Raw genomic sequence first — 20,633 nt, 5'->3', positions numbered from 1 at the left:
CTCCTGATATTTTTCAATTAATCCGATTCGGGGAGGTTTAAAGCACTGAGTACATGCGTAGAGAGAAAACGGTTACCTTTTTCGTTCATATGAACACGATCTTTGGTCAAAACACCTCGTTTGGCGTTTTCTGGGTTGTGTTTTTTGAGGTAGTCAATAACCGCCACTCTGAGATCCAGTAGCTGAGAGCCGGTATCCCGCGCAACCTTGCGGCTGATGTCCGCATACTCATCAAGCATCTTGTCTTGGGGATTCGTGCCGTCAGATTTTTCGCCGATAACGGTGGGGGTACAGAGGATCACCCGCGCACCGACCGCATTGATTTTTGCGATCATATCCTTTAAGCCGCTTTCGAAGTTTTTGGGCGTGGTCCCTTTATGAAAGCCTTTTCCACCTCTCTTAGGCAGGCTCCAGTGCCAGACATCGTTGATGCCGATGTAGATCACGACGATCGTGGGCTTTTTCTGTAGTACATCGCGGTCGAGGCGCTTCTGACAGTCCGGCACTTTATGGCCACTTTTGCCAGCACCAATAACTTTAATTCCTAGTTCGGGAAAGGCTTTTACAATGGCCTGTGAGGTCAAGGTGACATAGCCATTCGGCTTGACTCCCACCGCAGTAATCGAATCTCCGAGAAAGACAATCCGATCGTCCTTCTTCAGTGACACACCGGAAAGGGGATTTTTCTTGCTTGGTTTCGTTTTCGAAGGAACCACAACGCTCGCCTTCGCAGGGATCACCGTCTCGGTGGTGAAGATAGAGGCAGGAAGTCCCTCTTTGTTATAGAGATTGGCTGATTTTGCATTCGTCGACCAGGCATAGCGCACCACCGTTGGATTCGTTAGGTCCGGGTGAGAAACCGCGATGGTGTCTTTACCCGTAATCTCAACATTCGCCCACTGCCACTGACGATCTTCGCCACAAATCTGAAAATATTTCAACGCTGCCTTCGTTTCCTGGGTGGCTTCCATCCCGACTTTTGAAGCGCTCATTAGCCCGGAACCAGCATGGTCGAATGAAATGATCACTTGATCGTCTTTGATTTCATGACTCTTATAGAGTGGCCCACTGCACACTGGAACTTGCTTTTTATAATCGTGCTTCAAGGCCCAAAGTGCCAGCCGCTTGCCCACATCCATCTTGTTATGTGCATGAACGTCGTGAGCTTCGCCGATATCACTCAAAACCGCCATGCCGGTGTTTTTTAGACCGAGTGTGCGGCGCTGCTGATCGCAGATCGAGGGCCAGCCGTCATACTCAACGGGCTTCATGGCGGGAGGCTCGTAGTTCGAACGCGAGCGTCCCTGGTAGTTGGCCAGCTGGGCGAAGTAGAAGGGGAAGTCACCTTGTCCCCATTGCGCGCGCCAAGAGCTGATCATGGCACTGAAATGGCGTTCATAGCGGAGGGTATTAAAATCGCGATTGGATTCACCTTGATACCAGATAACGCCACGGATCGAGTAGGGGATTACGGGGTTGACCATGGCATTGAAGATGGTAGATACCTGGCTTTGCTTCGCTTTGTAGTAGGCAAGCATTTCTTCATCCTGCTGAAAAGCTGTAGCTGGCATCCAGGGCTCGATCTTGGTTCCACCCCAGGCACACTTGATCAGACCAATCGGAACCTTTAGTTCTTTGCGCAATTCGCGAGCAAAGAAGTAGGCGGTGGCTGAAAAATCGGGATTGTTTTGAGGTGAAGAGTCCAACCAATTGCCTTGGAGAGTTGTGAGTGGTTTAAGGGGTGATTTACTTTTCTTCACAATGAACTGTCTTAAAAGATTGTCCTTCGCGCTTTCCATCTCTTTTTTTACATAATGAGCAGCAGGGACATGTTCTGGCGTGGTGCGTTTGCGAGATACTTTAGACAACTGATTCATGGTGAAGTCCATATTCGACTGACCGGAGCAGAACCAGACTTCCCCCGAGAGCACGTCTTTAATTTCAAGCCTGTTGTTGCCTTTGATCGTCAAGCTGTACGGACCACCGGCCTTCGGCGTCTTCAGCTTCACGCTCCATTTTCCGGATGCATCGGCAGTGGTCTCAGCACTTTCACCCCAGCTGCCGGTCACGGTCACTTTTTCACCCGCTTCAGCAGTTCCCCATACGGGTGCCTGCGTCTCACGCTGGATCACCATGCCATCGGCAAACAATGCCACGGGCCGTACCTCGGCCATGCCGATAAATGGAATCGCAAGTGCCATTCCCAAGATTAATATGATTGATTTACGCTTCATTTTTTCATCCCTATTTTTTTCTTCTGGAGCCAATTTGAGTTTACAGTGTGTTTATATAAAAGTGTTTGAAACTGATTAACCCTAATTTTTCGTGAGTGATACTATTATTTGGTTCTTTATTGCATAATTATCGATTCAAATCTGCTTAGTGGCAGCGATGGAAGGGGATTTAAGAGTTTTTAAGCTTGTGTACAAGATTTTTAATTGGCCCGCGGAGGCTCCCCGCTCGCCGAAGGGTGCTGCCACACAGGCAAAAAAGTTATTGCCCGTCTGGTGAAGACCCCTTAGGAATCCCGACGCTAGTCGCTGCGCGCCCGCGCTTAATTGTAGATGTAATGAAATTCATACTTAAACCATTCGCCTGGTTAAGGGTCTTGCCAGACAGGCGAATAAAAAGCATGTACCTATACGGCAGTATCTTACAGGGTTTGGGGCAGAGCCCCATATTAAATTTAAATAAGCTTAAGTTCCCTACCATTACGGGGGCTCTCCGCTCGCCGGAGGCATTTATAGCCAGGGACTTTGTCCCTAACCCTACTCAAGGTGCTGCCACACAGGCAAAAATTTATTGCCCGTCTGGTGAAGACCCCTTAGGAATCCCGACGCTAGTCGCTGCGCGCCCGCGCTTAATTGTAGATGTAATGAAATTCATACTTAAACCATTCGCCTGGTTAAGGAGTGGCAACTCCTTACAGGGTTTGGGGCAGAGCCCCATATTAAATTTAATTTAAATAAGCTTAAGTTCCCTACCATTACGGGGGCTCTCCGCTCGCCGAAGGCATTAATTTTCACCATCCGCATTGGAATGCGGAGCTTCCAGGTACTGCCACACGGGCGTAGAGGATTTTTACCCGTAGTTTGAGCCCCCTCTGCAGCGTACCTTCGGCACGCACGATTCTGTTATTCAAACACCACGGACTTACGTCCATAGCTACTTTCCTAAGCTCTTCGAGCTCAAACAGCTCTTAAGTCCAGATTATTTAATATTAAGCGCAGATACAAATCTCCTGAATTCAAGTAGTAAGTGCAACACCTACTGATTTTCTTAAGTTAATTCCAGTTAAATTTTCAAAAACTTCATATGGCGTCTTAAATTTCAGACATTTTCGAGGTCTACTATTAAGTTTATCAACCGCAATAATGACTTCATTTTCACTGATACCATCAAGCGCCATAGACTTAGGAAAGTATTGCCGTAACAATCCATTAGCATTCTCGTTTTGGCCTCGTTCCCATGAGTGATATGGTTTAGCAAAATAACTATTACATTCCAATTCCTTGGAGATAGTCTCATGCTGAGTAAATTCTTTTCCATTATCAAATGTAAGAGTATGAACCAAATCTTTGATCGGTGTTAGCAAAGAGATTATTGCATCTTTCACAAGCGTGGCTTTCTTATGAGACACAGGCAATGCTAGACGCAGTTTTGATTTTCGATCATCCATAGTTACAATGGCTCCTTTATGAGCTTTTCCTATAATAGTATCCATCTCCCAGTCGCCTACACGCTCTCGCTTATTAGCTGCCTCAGGTCGTTCGTCTATATCCACACGATTGGGAATCCCATTACGACTATGCTGGTTGCCATAACGTTTGCGATAAGTTTTATTCTGATGACGTAGAAGCTTATATAGCTCACCTCCTGATTCTTTATCTCTAAGAATATATTGATAAACTGTTTCATGATGAAGTAAGATGGATTGGTCATCTTTTAGTCGACCTACAATTTGTTCGGGGCTCCAATCCTTGAGTAAATGCTCATCTATATAGTCCTTAACTTCTTCAGTTAGTTTAATAGCCTTTGGTTTCACTTTGTGTCTTTCTTGAGCAAAGTCATTGGCTTGCTTGTTTCGATAACCACGGAGACCTTTATTACGTTTAAGTTCTCGTGAAAGTGTGCTTGTACTACGATTTAAGTTTTTTGCTATTTTAGTGATCGATGTGCCTGCCTTTAATTCAATTTCAAGGTAGTGTCTTTCTTCAAGACTCAGATGTTCATATGTCATTTCTGACTCCTCTGTTTTAGGTTTGGTCGCTTATAGCAGAGTACATCTGAGTCTTGTTATTCTCAATAGATGTTTATGCTATAAGCAATTAACAGAAGTGTTGCACTTATTATACGAATGCAGGTCTTTCTATTTTTGTCATTCATCATCTTATCTTTTCCTTATCTTACAATACCGGACTCACTTTCCTGATTCTTCAGCGGGCGACTTGAGAGTTGCGATCAGGTAGGCGCTTGAGTCTTTGTATTTCACCTTTTTAGCGCCGGGATACACGAGCTCACATTTAACACCCAGTTCCAGACAGCGCTCCTGAAGCTTCATACCAAAGTTGGCGGTGTGGGTGGGGTCTTTCTGCGGTTTGCCGATGGCGGGAGAGTCTTTGGAATAATGCAGGTAGACCGGCGGGTCATCTGGGCTAAGCAGCGCATAGGGAGAGTACTCGGCAATCCACGGCAGTATCTTGTCTCGTTCGGCGAGGAACTCATCGAAATTTTGGAGGCCAAACGCATGACCGCCGTATTTACTATTGGGGGTCCATTGCTTCATTTGCTTGGGGTCTAGGCTGGTTTGAGCATTATTCACTGCGGCGCAATAAAGGCGTGTTGATTCACGGGCAATGGGATCAGCATTCTCCGGATCGGCGAGGTCCTTATGAAAGGCTAGCCAAAGGCTTGAGCAGGCGCCCGCGGAAGCCCCTGCGGCCGCAATGCGTCTCTTGTCGATATTCCATTCTTTGGCTTTGCTGCGGACGAACTGCAAAGCACGAGCCGCATCATATAAGGGAGCTTTGACGGGTGGTTTGATATCTGTGTCTTTTCTAATCAATCGATAATTAATGGCAACTACTGATATTCCTTGTTGGAGCAAAGCTGAGGCATCGACAAAGCGATTGAGACGTTCTTTACTGCCGTTTTTCCATCCTCCGCCGTGAATGACGAAAACGAGCGGAGTCGGCTTGTCGGACGGTGCTTGCCAGAAATCCAAGACATGCCGTGCATGATCGCCGTAGGCAATCTCGCTCAAGGTGGGCTGCGGTACAGAGTCCGCGTATTTTGCTGCCTTGGTGCTCGTCTTCCGCTGATTCTTTTTCACACGAGAAGATGACGGTTTAACTGGAGATAATTGAAGGATGGAGTCGCCGTTTCCATGCGACTCATGGTGGAAGATGGCTAGGTAAAGTTTGCCTTTATTTACCGTGAGGTAATAGGGGGTCATGCCTGTCGGAATCAGACTGCTTAGATCAGTCCAATTGCCCTTGACGAAGTCATCCAGCGTTTTGAAGCGGATGAATTTATTCTCATCGAAGTTGGAGCCCTTAGCAAATGACTTGGTAAAGTAGCTTGTTGCATACCAGAAGCCGTCAAAGAATTCGGCATCATTGAGAACGAGCCCGGTCTTAGTCCAGGAACCCGCAGGGCCATTTTTCTTTGTGGGAGCGAAACTATCGTAAATCTTGAATTTCTCAGTGTCCCAATCCACGACTTCTACGATCCGTCCTCTCGACGATCCAATGACATAGAGTTTGCCCTTGGCAAAAGTCAGTGCCCGCGCATAGCCTTTTACAGGTACCGAGAGCACAGACTCGTTTTCGCCTATCGCGGTGAAGCGAAAAACCTGCCCAGAGTTTGGATTGATCGTATAGATCCAAGCCGTCGCGGGATCGACAACGATATCGTGCGGGCGCTTCAGCTCTATGCCGGCAATATTTTTAGTCTCAGCAGTGATCTTGCTAGTGCTGAGATCAGAGAAGGAGATGATGCGGTGATTTGCGGTATCGTTTGCGTAGTAGAGCTTGTCGGCCGGGTTGTAGACAAGCGAGTGCTGACCTTTCACCGGGATGGGAGAAATTTGAAAGGGCTCATCAGCGCTGGCACGGTAGAGGAAACGATTGTTGTGTGAATCCGTGACGATCTCCTGATTCTTTGGGCCGAAAGCGATATGAAGGGTGCCATTGAGTTTGATCTGATCACTATTGGAGGCGTAAGTCCTTAGCTCCAGACCCAAACTCGCCGGACCACTCAGATGCTCGCTGCTGATAAGTTGGGGTTCCAGAGGTCCATTTTCCGCTATCGCCGCCATAGCCCAAAGGCTTAAGGCCCCTACACATAGTAATATTTTCTTCATTATTATTCTCTATCTCCTCGTACCTTACTCCTCAGCTGCGGCCTTTAGGGCGTCGCCTGCGGAGTTTATTCGGCTTTGTTTTCTTTCCACAGACTTCGCAGGAGTCCATCCGGAATGCGATGAACGCGGGCGATTAATTTCTGGGTTTCCGTGATGTAGAGGCCGTTGTCCCACACAAAGTCGGGGTAGCTGATACGTGTCTCTGGGTTCCGGTCATAGAGCACTGCGACAGGTTCACCCCATTGAATGTGCTTTCCACCCGGGCCATCCACTTCCGTTCCTCCCAAGAGATAGGCGGGATTGCGCCCGCCCCAGCCCTTCGTCTTGTTGTTGTGAAACCAATAGATGTAACGCCCCTTGTAGGGACCTTCCGTTAACTTGCGCACAAAGTTGGCTGCCCGGGGATGATTGACCAGCGGGCCTCCTGGACCATAGGTCATGAAGGCTGCTTCCGTCCAGGTCTTGCCCTCGTCCCTTGAATAGGCGTGACAGGGATGCCCGGCAACGGTTCGGTAGGTGCAGAATAGGCTGCCATCGGACAGGCTTGTCAGGTTCACTTCGGAGGCAATCGGACCTTTGGGCGACTTGAGTCCATCATCTCCGTCGGGAAGCGTCTTCCATTGGAGTTTGTCTGGATCACGCTCTGTGTCGATGTTGGAGCTACGTAGGAAGAACGCCTCGGTTTTCTCGATGAAGTTAAGTCCGAATGTTTCGACCTTTGTAAAACCGAGGTACATTGAATTTTTATGCTGTATGGGTTTGCCAACACCCCAGAAGAACCGGACTTCGCCCTTGTAAGGATTGCGCCTGTCGATAGCGGTCTCGCGAACCGGAATGAACCAGCGCTGCTTCGACCAGGTTTTGCCCCCATCATCAGAAAACTTGAACGCATACTCTCCAAGCGTGTCCACCCGCTTCCGCGCGTAGTTAGTGGAGGCACGCACTCTCTTCATGTCCTTAGCGTTGTAGGTGTAGAAAACGTAGACACGGCCATAGTCGGTCAAGTAAGGCATGGCCCAAGAGGCTAAGGGGCCGTCGGCAGGTTCGATATCGACGAGAGCTTTCCACGTTGCTCCTTGGTCGGAGCTCCGACAGGATACAATGTGTTGGCCGCCTGAACCTTCGTGCCCCTTGCCGGTAGTCATGACGCATAACCAAGTGCCGTCCGGCAGTTTCACGACGTAAGGCTGATCACAATAACCCTCGGAAGGAATCTCTGCCCCCGTCGTAATGTCGAGTCCCGGAGCTTGCTGGTTTATCGCAGCTTTTAGCTGATCCGCAGATACTGTTTTAGACTTGGCCCATGGCTCTATATCCGCCTTCTTAGGGGCCGCCCATGCGATCGTTATTGCGCACGAGGCAAGTATTGCGTTGACGGCAAGAAAAGCCATTTTGTTATTTGTTTTCATCTGTTTCTTTTCCTGCTGAACGCTTTGTTGGCCAACCTCTCTTTGTTCAGTCTTCCGTGATATCGAAGCCTATCGTGCTCTAAACTTGGACTGTCGTCTCGATTATTCATCGAACTTGAAAGCGTAGAGCTGATAATACTCTTTATTAGATCGGGCAATTTTAGTTTTGTTGCCTTGCTATTTTATATGATTTCTAGTTTCCATTATTTATGGAGATCCCACATAGTTTCTCGGGTATCATTTCGAGCACCTATACCCATTAGTGTGCTTCCAAATGTCAGTGAATGTACACTACCATCTGCCATTAGGTATGTAGATTTCCCAGTATCTTGGAAGTGGCCTCTTTTATTAGGGTTATCAAAGATATATCGAAAATCGATAGCGCTGCCCCAATTGCGGCCTACTCTATTTCCGAAATCCCAGTATTCATGTAATAATATAGAACTACTAGCGTCAGTTACCGTAGATAGTTGTACACTGTACGTGCCCATATTGCTCTGGCTCCATGTTGCGGCACCTCTATTCATACCGCCACCATCATATCTAAAATAGGTATATGAGAGTATACTTGCGTTTGTAGGAGTGCCTACGTCAGAGCTAGGACAGCCGTATATTTTTGCTTCTCCATATTGGTCTGACGATATTGGAGCGGCTGTATATTTGGCCGCATGGGGTACATGATCTCTGCCGTCGTATAGAGCTAGATAATCATTCCACTGATATCGCGTGCCGCAGAGCGGAGCCATACCATCATTATCATCCATATACATATAGAATGCGATAGCTAATTGTTTTTGGTTACTCTTACATACTGCTGCTTTGCCTTTTTCTCTGGCTTTACCTAAAACGGGTAATAATAAACTCGCTAAAATTCCTATTATGGCCACGACAACAAGTAATTCGATGAGAGTAAATTTTTTTGTTTCCATGCTTTTATTCCTATTTACTTAATCTTGTTATGATTGCTCTTATAATGATAAACCCAATATTTTTTATGGTGCTACCTATTTTTACAAAAAAAAGTGCAAAGTTTATTTTTCGGAAATACTTGCAAGTAAAAAAACTATAACTTTTCCGTCAAAAAAATATAACGATTTTCCCACACAAGGGAGCAAAGCCCCAGATATTTTTATCGCCTGTGTGGCAGCACCCTCCGGTGGCCGAGCAGCCCTTAATGGATGGGAACTTAAGAGAAATTCATGCTTAGATTAAGCGCGGGCGCGATGCGACTAGCGTTGAGATTCTTAAGAGTCTTCGCCAGACAGGCAACTAAAAAACATTTGCCTGTACGGCAGTACCTTGAGCGGGGTGTGGGGCGGAGCCCCAGCTATTACTTCCTCCGGAGGTCGGGGAGCCCTTAATGGATGGGAACTTAAGAGAAATTCATGCTTAGATTAAGCGCGGGCGCGATGCGACTAGCGTTGGGATTCTTAAGGGTCTTCGCCAGACAGGCAACTAAAAAATATTTGCCTGTACGGCAGTACCTTGATCGGGGTGTGGGGCGGAGCCCCAGTTATTACTTCCTCCGGAGGTCGGGGAGCCCCCGCGGCCATAATATTTTTTGTGAATCTATGCTTAAAAAACCTTAAGTTCCCACTCATTAATCCCTCGGGGCCATACTAAAAAAGTTGGATTAAGAGCGAATAAGCTTCTTGAGAGTGCCCGTGCTGTGACTGAAGCTATCCATCTCTACGCCTGATTGTTGGCAGAGGGTGAGCCAGTAGTTGGCTAGTGGAGTGTCTTCTTCTGGCAAGATGATGTGCTCGCCGGTTTTGAGTTTGGCTGCGGCGCCACCGGTGTAGATGGCGGGGCAGCCTCTGAGACTATGAGTTAGGCGGATGTTTGTGCCATAGCTGATGAGAGTGGAGTCAAAGAGGCTTTTGCCATTGAGGTCTGGGGTATTTTTAAAGAGGTCGATGAGGCCTGAGAAGAGTTCCATGGATTTAAAGTCTTTTAAATTGGAAGCGCCTTGGTGAGAATGATTTTGGTGGGAGAGAGTGTGTGCGCCGACATTAATTTCCCAGCTTGCGAGCAAGGGGCTTACGGGCTGTCTGTAGGTAATTACCCTAGTGGAGTCGGTTTGAAAGGCGGCTATCATAAGACGCTGGAGAGTCATGAGTGATTGGAGACCGTCCATGGTGGCTCCTGGTTTTTGCAGTGGAGCCTTTGCTTTTGCTGTGTCTGCCCATTGAACTTCACGGCTAATAGTTTGCTCTATCTGACGAATCGATTGCAGGTAGTCTTCTAATTTATCTTGATCGGTCTTACTGAGTTTCTTTCTGGAGTATTTTAGGTCCGCAACGACGGCATCGAGGATGCTACGTTTTTGCGAGAGGCGGTACTCGCGTTCGGCATTGCTTTCTTTGCTTTGACCGAAGAGTTCGTGATAGAGGGCGAGGGGATTTTTGATGCCTGGAATGGGATGCCCTTTATCCGACCAGGAGAGTGAGAGTCCGGGGCCATGGCCATCATTTCCTTCTCCTTCACCACTGAGTGAGAGGCTGGCGAAGCGGGTATCTTGACCAATTTTCTGAGCGATGACTTGGTCGAGTGAGATGCCATTAATAAATTTCCGCCCTCTTGTACCTCCAACGTCAGCTCCGGTGAGGTATGTAGTACTACCAGCGTGAGGATTTCTGGCACCCAGGTTGGTGAGGTTCGAAACCATGGTAATATCATCTTTGTGGCGTTCTAGCGGCTTGAGTCCTGGAGTGAGTCCTATTTTTGAGAATTTCCCTGCTTTTGTAGGGAAGAAATTCTTTTTACTGAATCCGTAGCCACAGCCGATAAAAAGGAAACGTTTTGGCGCTACTGTGCTAGCCGATTTCCCCATAGCGAGCGACTCCATGAAGGGCAGCGCGAGAGCGGTGAATCCTGCTTTGAGCATGGTGCGTCGATTATATAAGTGTAGACTCATAATTTACTTATCCTCATTTTGGAACTTGCGGTGGCGGAAGCTTGATCAGCTCTTCTGAAAAGGGGATGGCTGATGATGGAGTAGATGATATCGCCGATTTGTTCATTGTTTTGGCTGGCTTTTTCACAGATCTCGTCAAGTGCTTGCTGGTCGGCAAATTCGATGTGTCTACCTAGTCCGTAGGATAAGAGGCCTTCAGTGATAGAGCGCGTCAGCAGGTGCTTGTGTGCCATGAGTCCCGTTCGGAATTCATCCAGATTATGAAAGGGTTCTTTGTTCGGGAATACCCCTTCAGCTTTTATCGGAACAGAGGTGATTTTTTTGTTTTCCTCACTCATATTTTCTATTATCTCCTGGTCGCGCCAGAGTCCTATCAAGTCAAAGTTTTCTAAGCCGTATCCCAAGGGATCGAAACTACGATGGCAGGATGCGCATTGAGCTTGCTGACGGTGAAGGGCAATGCTTTCTCTTACGCTTAAGACTTTGTCACTGACATCTTCTAGTTCAGGGACGTTAGGAGGCGGTTGCGGAGGTTTTCTGTTAAAAAACTTTTCCTGGATGAGCGCGCCACGAATAATGGGGGATGAGCGCTCGCCATTTGAGCCCATCGAGAGGAATGCTACGGTTCCGAGTAGCCCTCCACGTGGTGAGTCTGCGGGGAGTTTGACTTTGTGGAATTCATTTCCTTTATTGGGCGCGTTCAGCCCGTAATGTAAGGCTAACAAGTCATTGATGACGACAAAGTCTGAGTCTATGAGCTGAGTGAGGCTGAGGTTTTCCTTTAACAGGGTGTGAAAGAAGTGCTGCACTTCGAGTTTAGCAGAATGTTGCACGCCTTTGTTGAATTTTACGTGGGAGTTTTCATCAATACCAATGGATTCAAATCGCTCCATATCTACCCATTGATCAAAAAAGCCTTCCGAGAGTGCAAAACTATTTTTTTGCTTGAGCATCCAGTTGATGTGCTTTTTTAGCACTGCCTTGTCCTTTAGCTTGCCGGCTTTAGCATCTGCGAGAAGCTCATCTGATGCTGAGCGACTCCAGAGGAAATGTGAGATTCGATTGGCGAATTCGACCTCATTAACGACACCTTCTTTTGTGGCAGGGGCGTCTTCCATGAGGTAGAGAAAGCTGGGAGAGCTGAGAATCATCGCTAGAGGGGTGATGAGAGATTCTTTGAGCTCTTTGCCCTGCTTGCGATCGAGACTGTATATTTTAAGGACGAGCTGCTCATACTCAGGTGCGGGATCTCTACCTCGAAAGGCCTTGTTCATGAATTCTTTCAAAAACTGTTTGGCTTGTAGGTCTAGTTCTTGATCGCCCTTATTAGCATCTACGGTCGCAATGGTTTGTTTATAGATGCTTTCGATCGCTGAGGCTTGCTTATAGAATGGTCCTTTTATAGTCATTTCATCTAGCCAGATCGCCGCTTTACCTGTTTTATCTCCTATCTGTTCTAGGTACTTTTTGATCGGAGCACCTGCTTTGTTTTCCGAGAGCCCGAATCTGGCATATGGTGATTCAAAAAATTGCGCTTGGTATTCCAGAGTTTGCGTTTCTTGTGGTGACTCCAGTGAGCCGGAGACATTGAGATAGCCGAGAATTCTAGGCCCAATAGTGACCTTTAAAAAATGGCGAATTGCGGGGGACTCAGCTACGAGCCCTGCTTTCACCGTCAACTTATAGCTCGCTCTCGGATCTACTAAGAAATTATCACCAGGATGAGACCCATAATGAGAGCCTTCAAGTACAAAAACGCCCTTATCATTATAGGGCACCTTGATGTAATTCTCTAGTGCGGTATGCATATTTTTTTTGCGTCTGTCTATGTACCCGCCTCTAGCTTTTGCCATAGTGACATATGCGCTCAAACTTTTGAACTTTTTATACATGTGTTTATGTTGGCCTTCCGCTGGGTATGTACGTGATTTTGGCGCCGGTTTCTCTTTGTCTACCCATTTAAGGGCGACGGTGGCGACGGACTTAGCCGTTTCAAAGTAGTCGTCAAAGTGATGGCTAGAAAAGTGTTGGTCTTGTCCTACGGTATCGTACCCTTCGGTGATGGCATCTGCTGGTAGGATAGATTCGCTTATATGCATTCCCAATAACTGCTCAATGCTGTGTCTATATTCACGTCGATTGATTCTGCGTAGTGCTATATTTCCGCCGTCTTCAGAGAGGCGTTTTTTTGAGGTCTGCAGTGCAATAGTGAGGTGCTCGATGATGGTTTCGAGTTCTTCCTTGCTTGGTTGCGGCTCGTCTTCCGGAGGCATTTCACCGAGGTTAAGTGCATCGAGTACTTCTTGCCAATGTTGAGCGGTGTCGCTATTGGAGATCGCTAGTGTTAGGGTGTCTAGCCTGATGTCTCCTTTTTGTTTGTCAGTGCCATGGCACTCTGTGCAATGACTGGAGAGGAAACTATTGAGTATGTCAGGATTAAGGTGAACCCCATTTGAGTCTTGTCGCGGGTGATTATTGTCCTCAGCATCAGTATTTGCGAAATTAGCAAAAACACCCTTTTCTCCTAGCAAGGGGCTATATAAAAAATACCCAGCAATCAGTGAGATAGTGACTATTGCGGAAATGAATACTATAGATTTTTTCTTTTTCTTGCTGGGACTGCCTTGTTTACTTGAAGTTTTGTTTCGATCACGCTTGATCGCAGTCGTCTGCCTTAGCTTACGCTTGGTCTCAGTCGTCTGCCTTAGTTTACGCTTCTTTTTTCCGAAATTAGGCTTAGTCTTGCTTTGGGTCTTTGGAGTGGGTACTGGATTTTTTACAATGACTTCACTTTGATTCTCTGTATCGTTGAGTAAATCTAGGTGGAGTGGTGGTTCTGACGACGATAGAATTGAGGCAGGAGCTTCTATGACAGCAAGGTAGGTGTCGCAGGAACAGGCAATTTTATGACCGTATGTCGAATTATCTAACAAAATATTGCGGCTACAGCAGGGGCAGGCGATTTTAACTTCAGAACTTCCTTGAGGCGCGATGAAATAATTTCCGCCACAGTCACACTTTGGATGACCATTCTCCCATTGAAGCTCATTTGAACAAAAAACACAATTCACTTTAAATGACCCCTATTGGATTTAAAAGAGGGGCACAGGTCATCTACAAAAAATCTACCATCATAGAATCGCCGTAGGGTAATCATTGTATAAGCCATCTTCTACAGGGTTGAGTTTACGTAATCATTAAGAGATCACGGATGAATCCATTAAACTGCTAAACCCGCTTTTTTGAAGCGTGTTGATACTTTTGAAGAAAAAATACAATTAATTTTACTCGATCAGTTAGAATAGAGGGCATGATGCACCCGTACGAGAGGGGATCCTCCCCCTCGAGCTCACCAAGCAAGATACTGCCGTATGGGCACATGCTTTTTATCCGCCTGTCTGGCAAGACCCTTGACCAGGCGACTAAGAGACTTTGCCCCTTGTAATGAGTGGGATGTAGCGGACAGGATACTTTTTAACGCAAAATTTAACCTGTCCCCCGCAAAATTTCACGTCTGGGGTATTTTTAAAGAGGTCGATGAGGCCTGAGAAGAGCTCCATGGATTTAAAGTCTTTTAAATTGGAAGCGCCTTGGTGAGAAAGATTTTGGTGGGAGAGTGTGTGTGCGCCGACATTAATTTCCCAGCTTGCCAGCAAGGGGCTTACGGGCTGTTTGTAGGTAATTACCCTAGTGGAGTCGGTTTGAAAGGCGGCTACCATAACCCTCGGAAGGGGAATCTCTGCCCCCGTCGTAATATCGAGTGCCGGAGCTTGCTGGTTTATCGCGGCTTTTAGCTGATCCGCAGATGCTGTTTTAGACTTGGCCCATGGCTCTATATCCGCCTTCTTAGGGGCAGCCCATGCGATCGTTATTGCGCACGAGGCAAGTATTGCGTTGACGGCAAGAAAAGCCATTTTGTTATTTGTTTTCATCTGTTTCTTTTCCTGTTGAACGCTTTGTTGGCTGTATTCTTGAGTTCTAATTACAATCCTATATAGTATTCAGCTCTGGTTGGGGTGCATATTGCCTCGCAAATAAGCGTGTATTCTTTTAATTAGAAGCATCCCAAGAAGTGGTGGAAACATCGTCAGGGCTAGCCATAGAACCATCAGATCTTTGTAATGTTTGATTCAGGGTAAATTTTGCTACATGGCCATCTGCCATAAGGAAATTAGCTTTGCCACCATGAGGTGTAGCGCCTAATTGATCTTGATTATAGTATACTTGAGATGGTTGGACATCCTGCCAGCCATTACCTAAAAGGTTTCGTGCAACATGATTTTCAAAGAGTGTTATGGTATTGGAAGGCTTAGAAAGCTCACCGAAATTTCTTGTTACATCGTGGTTTGACATACCTAAGAATCCTTTATTTGTATCACCATTATTCATTGCAGTTATTGTATAACTTCTTCCCAAAGCTGGACCACCATAACGTCTTTCTACAGCATCTGTTGGACAACGATAAACAGCACCGTAGCTATCGCTATAACTACTACTAAGGTTGAACCTAGCGCTATTGAACTGGCCCTCGGTTAAACTGTCACGACCATCATAACCAGCTAAATAATCGTCCCAAGTATATCGCCCAGCAAGATAGCTCGTCAAGGGTGCGTGAAAATCATTATCGTCTGCATACATATTTAAGGAAATGCCGACTTGTTTTAGATTGCTTAGGCAAACCGCGGCCTGGCTGGTCTTACGTGCTTTTCCTAGAGCGGGAAGAAGGAGTGATGCCAAAATACCGATAATGGCAATAACGACAAGTAATTCGATGAGAGTAAAATTCTTTGTTTTCATACTTATATTCCTTTTATAAAAAATCTTGTTATTAATGATAAACCCAATATTTTTTGTGGTGCTATCTATTTTCACGAAAAAAGTGTAAAGTATATTTTTCGGAAATATGAACATGCTAAGTAATTTTGACTTTTCATTCAAAATTATTACGCTTATCCATAAAACGCGGCAAAGCCTGACTCGCCTGGTCAAGGGTCTTGCCAGACAGGATGAATTCTTCGTTTTTGCTTTTACTCGTGAGGAGTTCACAAAATCACTTCTTTTCATTTTCATTGCTTGGATTAAGAGCGAATAAGTTTATTGAGAGTTCCCGTGCTGTGACTGAAGCTATCCATCTCTACGCCTGATTGTTGGCAGAGGGTGAGCCAATAGTTGGCTAGTGGCGTGTCTTCTTCTGGCAGGATGATGTGCTCGCCGGTTTTGAGTTTACTTGCGGCGCCACCGGTGTAGATGGCGGGGCAGCCTCTGAGACTATGAGTTTGGCGGATGTTTGTGCCATAGCTGATGAGGGTGGAGTCAAAGAGACTTTTGCCATTGAGGTCCTGGGTATTTTTAAATAGGTCGATGAGGCCTGAGAAGAGTTCCATGGATTTAAAGTCTTTTAAATTGGAAGCGCCTTGGTGAGAATGATTTTGGTGGGAGAGTGTGTGTGCGCCGACATTAATTTCCCAGCTTGCGAGCAAGGGGCTTACGGGCTGTTTGTAGGTAATTACCCTAGTGGAGTCGGTTTGAAAGGCGGCTACCATAAGACGCTGGAGAGTCATGAGTGATTGGAGACCGTCCATGGTGGCTCCTGGTTTTTGCAGTGGAGCCTTTGCTTTTGCTGTGTCTGCCCATTGAACTTCACGGCTAATAGTTTGCTCTATCTGACGAATCGATTGCAGGTAGTCTTCTAATTTATCTTGATCGGTCTTACTGAGTTTCCTTCGGGAGTATTTCAGGTCCGCGACGACGGCATCGAGGATGCTACGTTTTTGCGAGAGGCGGTACTCGCGTTCGGCATTGCTTTCTTTGCTTTGACCGAAGAGTTCGTGATAGAGGGCGAGGGGATTTTTGATGCCTGGAATGGGATGCCCTTTATCCGACCAGGAGAGTGAGAGTCCCGGTCCATGGCCATCATTTCCTTCTCCTTCACCACTGAGTGAGAGGCTGGCGAAGCGGGTGTCTTGACCGATTTTCTGAGCAATGACTTGGTCGAGTGAGATGCCATTAATAAATTTCCGCCCTCTTGTACCTCCAACGTCAGCTCCGGTGAGGTATGTAGTACTACCAGCGTGAGGATTTCTGGCACCCAGGTTGGTGAGGTTCGAAACCATGGTAATATCATCTTTGTGGCGTTCTAGCGGCTTGAGTCCTGGAGTGAGTCCTATTTTTGAGAATTTCCCTGCTTTTGTAGGGAAGAAATTCTTTTTACTGAATCCGTAGCCACAGCCGATGAAAAGGAAGCGTTTTGGCGCTACTGTGTTAGCCGATTTTCCCATAGCGAGCGACTCCATGAAGGGCAGCGCGAGGGCGGTAAATCCTGCTTTGAGCATGGTGCGTCGATTATATAAGTGTAGACTCATAATTTACTTGTCCTCATTTTGGAACTTGCGGTGGCGGAAGCTTGATCAGCTCTTCTGAAAAGGGGATGGCTGATAATGGAGTAGATAATATCGCCGATTTGTTCATTGTTTTGGCTGGCTTTCTGGCAGATCTCATCGAGTGCTTGCTGGTCGGCAAATTCGATGTGTCTACCTAGTCCGTAGGATAAGAGGCCTTCAGTGATAGAGCGCGTCAGCAGGTGCTTGTGTGCCATGAGCCCCGTGCGGAATTCATCCAGATTATGAAAGGGTTTTTTGTTCGGGAATACCCCTTCAGCTTTTATCGGAACAGAGGTGATTTTTTTGTTTTCCTCACTCATATTTTCTATTATCTCCTGGTCGCGCCAGAGTCCTATCAAGTCAAAGTTTTCTAAGCCGTATCCCAAGGGATCGAAACTACGATGGCAGGATGCGCATTGAGCCTGCTGACGGTGAAGGGCAATACTTTCTCTTACGCTTAAGACTTTGTCACTGACATCTTCTAGTTCAGGGACGTTAGGAGGCGGTTGCGGAGGTTTTCTGTTAAAGAATTTTTCCTGAATCAATGCACCACGGATAATGGGTGATGCGCGTTCGCCATTTGAGCCCATCGAGAGGAATGCTACGGTTCCGAGTAGCCCTCCACGTGGTGAGTCTGCGGGGAGTTTGACTTTGTGGAATTCATTTCCTTTATTGGGCGCGTTCAGCCCGTAATGTAAGGCTAACAAGTCATTGATGACGACAAAGTCTGAGTCTATGAGTTGAGTAAGGCTGAGGTTTTCCTTTAGCAAGGTATGAAAGAAATGTTGCACTTCGAGTTTAGCAGAATGCTGCACGCCGTTGTTGAATTTTACGTGGGAGTTTTCATCAATACCAATGGATTCAAATCGCTCCATATCTACCCATTGATCGAAAAAACCTTCCGAGAGTGCAAAGCTGTTTTTTTGCTTGAGCATCCAGTTGATGTGTTTTTTTAGCACTGCCTTGTCCTTTAGCTTGCCGGCTTTAGCGTCTGCGAGAAGCTCCTCTGATGCTGAGTGACTCCAGAGGAAGTGTGAGATTCGATTGGCGAATTCCACCTCATTGACGACACCTTCTTTTGTGGCGGGGGCGTCTTCCATGAGGTAGAGAAAGCTGGGAGAGCTGAGGATCATCGCTAGAGGGGTGATGAGAGATTCTTTGAGCTCTTTGCCCTGCTTGCGATCGAGACTGTATATTTTAAGGACGAGCTGCTCATACTCAGGTGCGGGATCTCTACCTCGAAAGGCCTTGTTCATGAATCCTTTCAAAAACTGTTTGGCTTGTAGGTCTAGTTCCGGATCACCCTTGCTTGCATCTACGGTGGCAATCGTTTGCTTGTAGATGGTTTCGATCGCTGAGGCTTGCTTATAGAATGGTCCTTTTATAGTCATTTCATCTAGCCAGATAGCCGCTTTACCTGTTTTATCTCCTATCTGTTCAAGGTACTTTTTGATCGGAGCGCCTGCTTTGTTTTCCGAGAGCCCGAATCTGGCATATGGTGATTCAAAAAATTGCGCTTGGTATTCCAGAGTTTGCGTTTCTTGTGGTGACTCCAGTGAGCCGGAGGCTTTGAGATACCCGAGGATTCTAGGCCCAACAGTGACCTTTAAAAAATGGCGAATTGCGGGGGACTCAGCTACGAGCCCTGCTTTCACCGTCAACTTATAGCTCGCTCTCGGATCTACTAAGAAATTATCACCAGGATGAGACCCATAATGAGAGCCTTCAAGTACAAAAACGCCCTTATCATTATAGGGCACCTTGATGTAATTCTCTAGTGCGGTATGCATATTTTTTTTGCGTCTGTCTATGTACCCGCCTCTAGCTTTTGCCATAGTGACATATGCGCTCAAACTTTTGAACTTTTTATACATGTGTTTATGTTGGCCTTCCGCTGGGTATGTACGCGATGTTGGAGCCGATTTCTCTTTGTCTACCCATTTAAGGGCGACGGTGGCGACGGACTTAGCCGTTTCAAAATAGTCGTCAAAGTGATGGCTGGAAAAATGTTGGTCTTGTCCTACGGTATCATACCCTTCTGTGATGGCGTCTGGTGGTAGGATCTTTTCGGGGACATTCATTCCGAGTAAGTGTTCAATGCTGTATCTATATTCACGTCGATTAATTCTGCGCAGTGCGATATTTCCGCCGTCTTCAGAGAGGCGTTTTTTTGAGGTCTGCAGTGCAATGGTGAGGTGCTCGATGATGCTTTCAAGTTCTTCCTTGCTTGGTTGCGGCTCGTCTTCCGGAGGCATTTCACCGAGGTTAAGAGCATCGAGTACTTCTTGCCAATGTTGAGCGGTGTCGCTATTGGAGATCGCTAGTGTTAGGGTGTCTAGCCTAGTGTCTCCTTTTTGTTTATCAGTGCCATGGCATTCAGTGCAATGACTGGAGAGAAAGCGATTGAGTATGTCAGGATTAAGGTGAACCCCATTTGAGTCCTCTAGAGGATGATGATTGTCCTCAGCATCAGTATTTGCGAAATTAGCAAAAACACCCTTTTCTCCTAGCAAGGGGCTATATAAAAAATATCCAGCAATCAGTGAGATAGTGACTATTGCGGAAATGAATACTATAGATTTTTTCTTTTTATTGCTCGGACGGTCTTGTTTACTTGAAGTTTTGTTTCGATCACGCTTGATCGCAGTCGTCTGCCTTAGCTTACGCTTGGTCTCAGTCGTCTGCCTTAGTTTACGCTTCTTTTGTCCAAAATTAGGCTTAGTCTTGCTTGGGGTCTTTTTTGTGAATACGGGGTTTTCTACAATGGCTTCACTTTGATTCTCTGTATCATTGACTAAATCTAGGTGGAGTGGTGGTTCTGACGATGATAGACTTGAGGCAGGAGCTTCTATGACAGCAAGGTAGGTGTCGCAGGAACAGGCAATTTTATGACCGTATGTCGAATTATCTAACAAAATATTGCGGCTACAGCAGGGGCAGGCAATTTTAACTTCAGAACTTCCTTGAGGCGCGATGAAATAATTTCCGCCACAGTCACACTTTGGATGACCATTCTCCCATTGAAGCTCATTTGAACAAAAAACACAATTCACTTTAAATGACCCCTATTGGATTTAAAAGAGGGGCACAGGTCATCTACAAAAAATCTATCATCATAGGATTGTTGTAGATCAATCATTGTATAAGCCATGTGCTATCAGTTCGAGTTTACGTAATCATTAAGGAATTGCGGATGAATCCCTATAAATGACTAAACCCGCTTTTTTGAAGCGTGTTGATACTTTTGAAGAAAAAATACAATTAATTTTTAAGTATTGGAGGATAGCCAACTTTATTGGCCGTCTCCGACGACCGCATACCTGTGTTATCTGGCCTCTGGGATGAATCTTAGAGCTAATCACATGTGCCATCTTCAACGACATTTGAGATCTATTATTAGCACTTCAGAATTTAACTCCCTCGTAGAGGGTGAATTTGATTAACTTGGGGTGAGCAAAGCGAACCCCGAGATATCGCCTAAGTCTATAAATGCGTCCTCGTAGAGGGCGAACTCAATTGGCTATCTTCGACGACATTTGAAACCTAGTATCAGCAATTAATCA

General features: G+C 46.3%; 11 protein-coding genes. All 11 read right to left on the bottom strand.

Features of this window, described 5'->3' with window-relative positions:
* Positions 1 to 17 precede the first annotated feature (17 nt).
* Positions 18 to 2,234, bottom strand: a complete 2,217-nt coding sequence (locus PQO03_RS14030; protein ID WP_274153819.1) for a DUF459 domain-containing protein — start codon at positions 2,232 to 2,234, stop codon at positions 18 to 20.
* A gap of 1,013 nt (positions 2,235 to 3,247) precedes the next feature.
* A complete protein-coding gene (locus PQO03_RS14025; RefSeq protein ID WP_274148572.1) occupies positions 3,248 to 4,240 on the bottom strand; it encodes an IS30 family transposase in 993 nt (330 codons plus the stop codon).
* A 180-nt stretch (positions 4,241 to 4,420) separates the two neighbouring features.
* Positions 4,421 to 6,364 carry a carboxylesterase family protein gene (locus PQO03_RS14020; RefSeq protein WP_274153818.1) on the bottom strand — a complete coding sequence of 648 codons (1,944 nt, stop codon included), beginning with the start codon at positions 6,362 to 6,364 and terminating at the stop codon, positions 4,421 to 4,423.
* A gap of 65 nt (positions 6,365 to 6,429) precedes the next feature.
* On the bottom strand, positions 6,430 to 7,773 hold the full coding sequence (locus tag PQO03_RS14015) for a sialidase family protein (RefSeq protein WP_274153817.1): 1,344 nt from the start codon (positions 7,771 to 7,773) through the stop codon (positions 6,430 to 6,432).
* Between the two features lie 203 nt (positions 7,774 to 7,976).
* Positions 7,977 to 8,702 (bottom strand): type II secretion system protein, encoded by a 726-nt coding sequence (locus PQO03_RS14010; protein WP_274153816.1) that lies wholly within the window; start codon positions 8,700 to 8,702, stop codon positions 7,977 to 7,979.
* A 704-nt stretch (positions 8,703 to 9,406) separates the two neighbouring features.
* The gene (locus PQO03_RS14005; protein ID WP_274153815.1) at positions 9,407 to 10,690 is read right to left on the bottom strand and encodes a DUF1552 domain-containing protein; all 1,284 of its coding nucleotides are present in this window, start codon (positions 10,688 to 10,690) and stop codon (positions 9,407 to 9,409) included.
* Positions 10,687 to 13,761 (bottom strand): DUF1588 domain-containing protein, encoded by a 3,075-nt coding sequence (locus PQO03_RS14000; RefSeq protein WP_274153814.1) that lies wholly within the window; start codon positions 13,759 to 13,761, stop codon positions 10,687 to 10,689. The genes PQO03_RS14005 and PQO03_RS14000 overlap by 4 nt, the downstream gene beginning before the upstream one ends.
* Before the next feature lie 351 nt (positions 13,762 to 14,112).
* Positions 14,113 to 14,622 (bottom strand): hypothetical protein, encoded by a 510-nt coding sequence (locus tag PQO03_RS13995; RefSeq protein ID WP_274153813.1) that lies wholly within the window; start codon positions 14,620 to 14,622, stop codon positions 14,113 to 14,115.
* 118 nt (positions 14,623 to 14,740) lie between these two features.
* Positions 14,741 to 15,487 carry a prepilin-type N-terminal cleavage/methylation domain-containing protein gene (locus tag PQO03_RS13990; RefSeq protein ID WP_274153812.1) on the bottom strand — a complete coding sequence of 249 codons (747 nt, stop codon included), beginning with the start codon at positions 15,485 to 15,487 and terminating at the stop codon, positions 14,741 to 14,743.
* A gap of 281 nt (positions 15,488 to 15,768) precedes the next feature.
* A complete protein-coding gene (locus PQO03_RS13985) occupies positions 15,769 to 17,052 on the bottom strand; it encodes a DUF1552 domain-containing protein (RefSeq protein WP_274153811.1) in 1,284 nt (427 codons plus the stop codon).
* On the bottom strand, positions 17,049 to 20,123 hold the full coding sequence (locus PQO03_RS13980; RefSeq protein ID WP_274153810.1) for a DUF1592 domain-containing protein: 3,075 nt from the start codon (positions 20,121 to 20,123) through the stop codon (positions 17,049 to 17,051). The genes PQO03_RS13985 and PQO03_RS13980 overlap by 4 nt, the downstream gene beginning before the upstream one ends.
* Positions 20,124 to 20,633 lie beyond the last annotated feature (510 nt).

Origin of the sequence: Lentisphaera profundi, from assembly GCF_028728065.1 — a bacterium.
Taxonomy (GTDB): Bacteria; Verrucomicrobiota; Lentisphaeria; order Lentisphaerales; family Lentisphaeraceae; genus Lentisphaera; species Lentisphaera profundi.
Note: the sequence above shows the minus strand (reverse complement) of the source record. Positions and strands in the feature narration are given on the sequence as shown.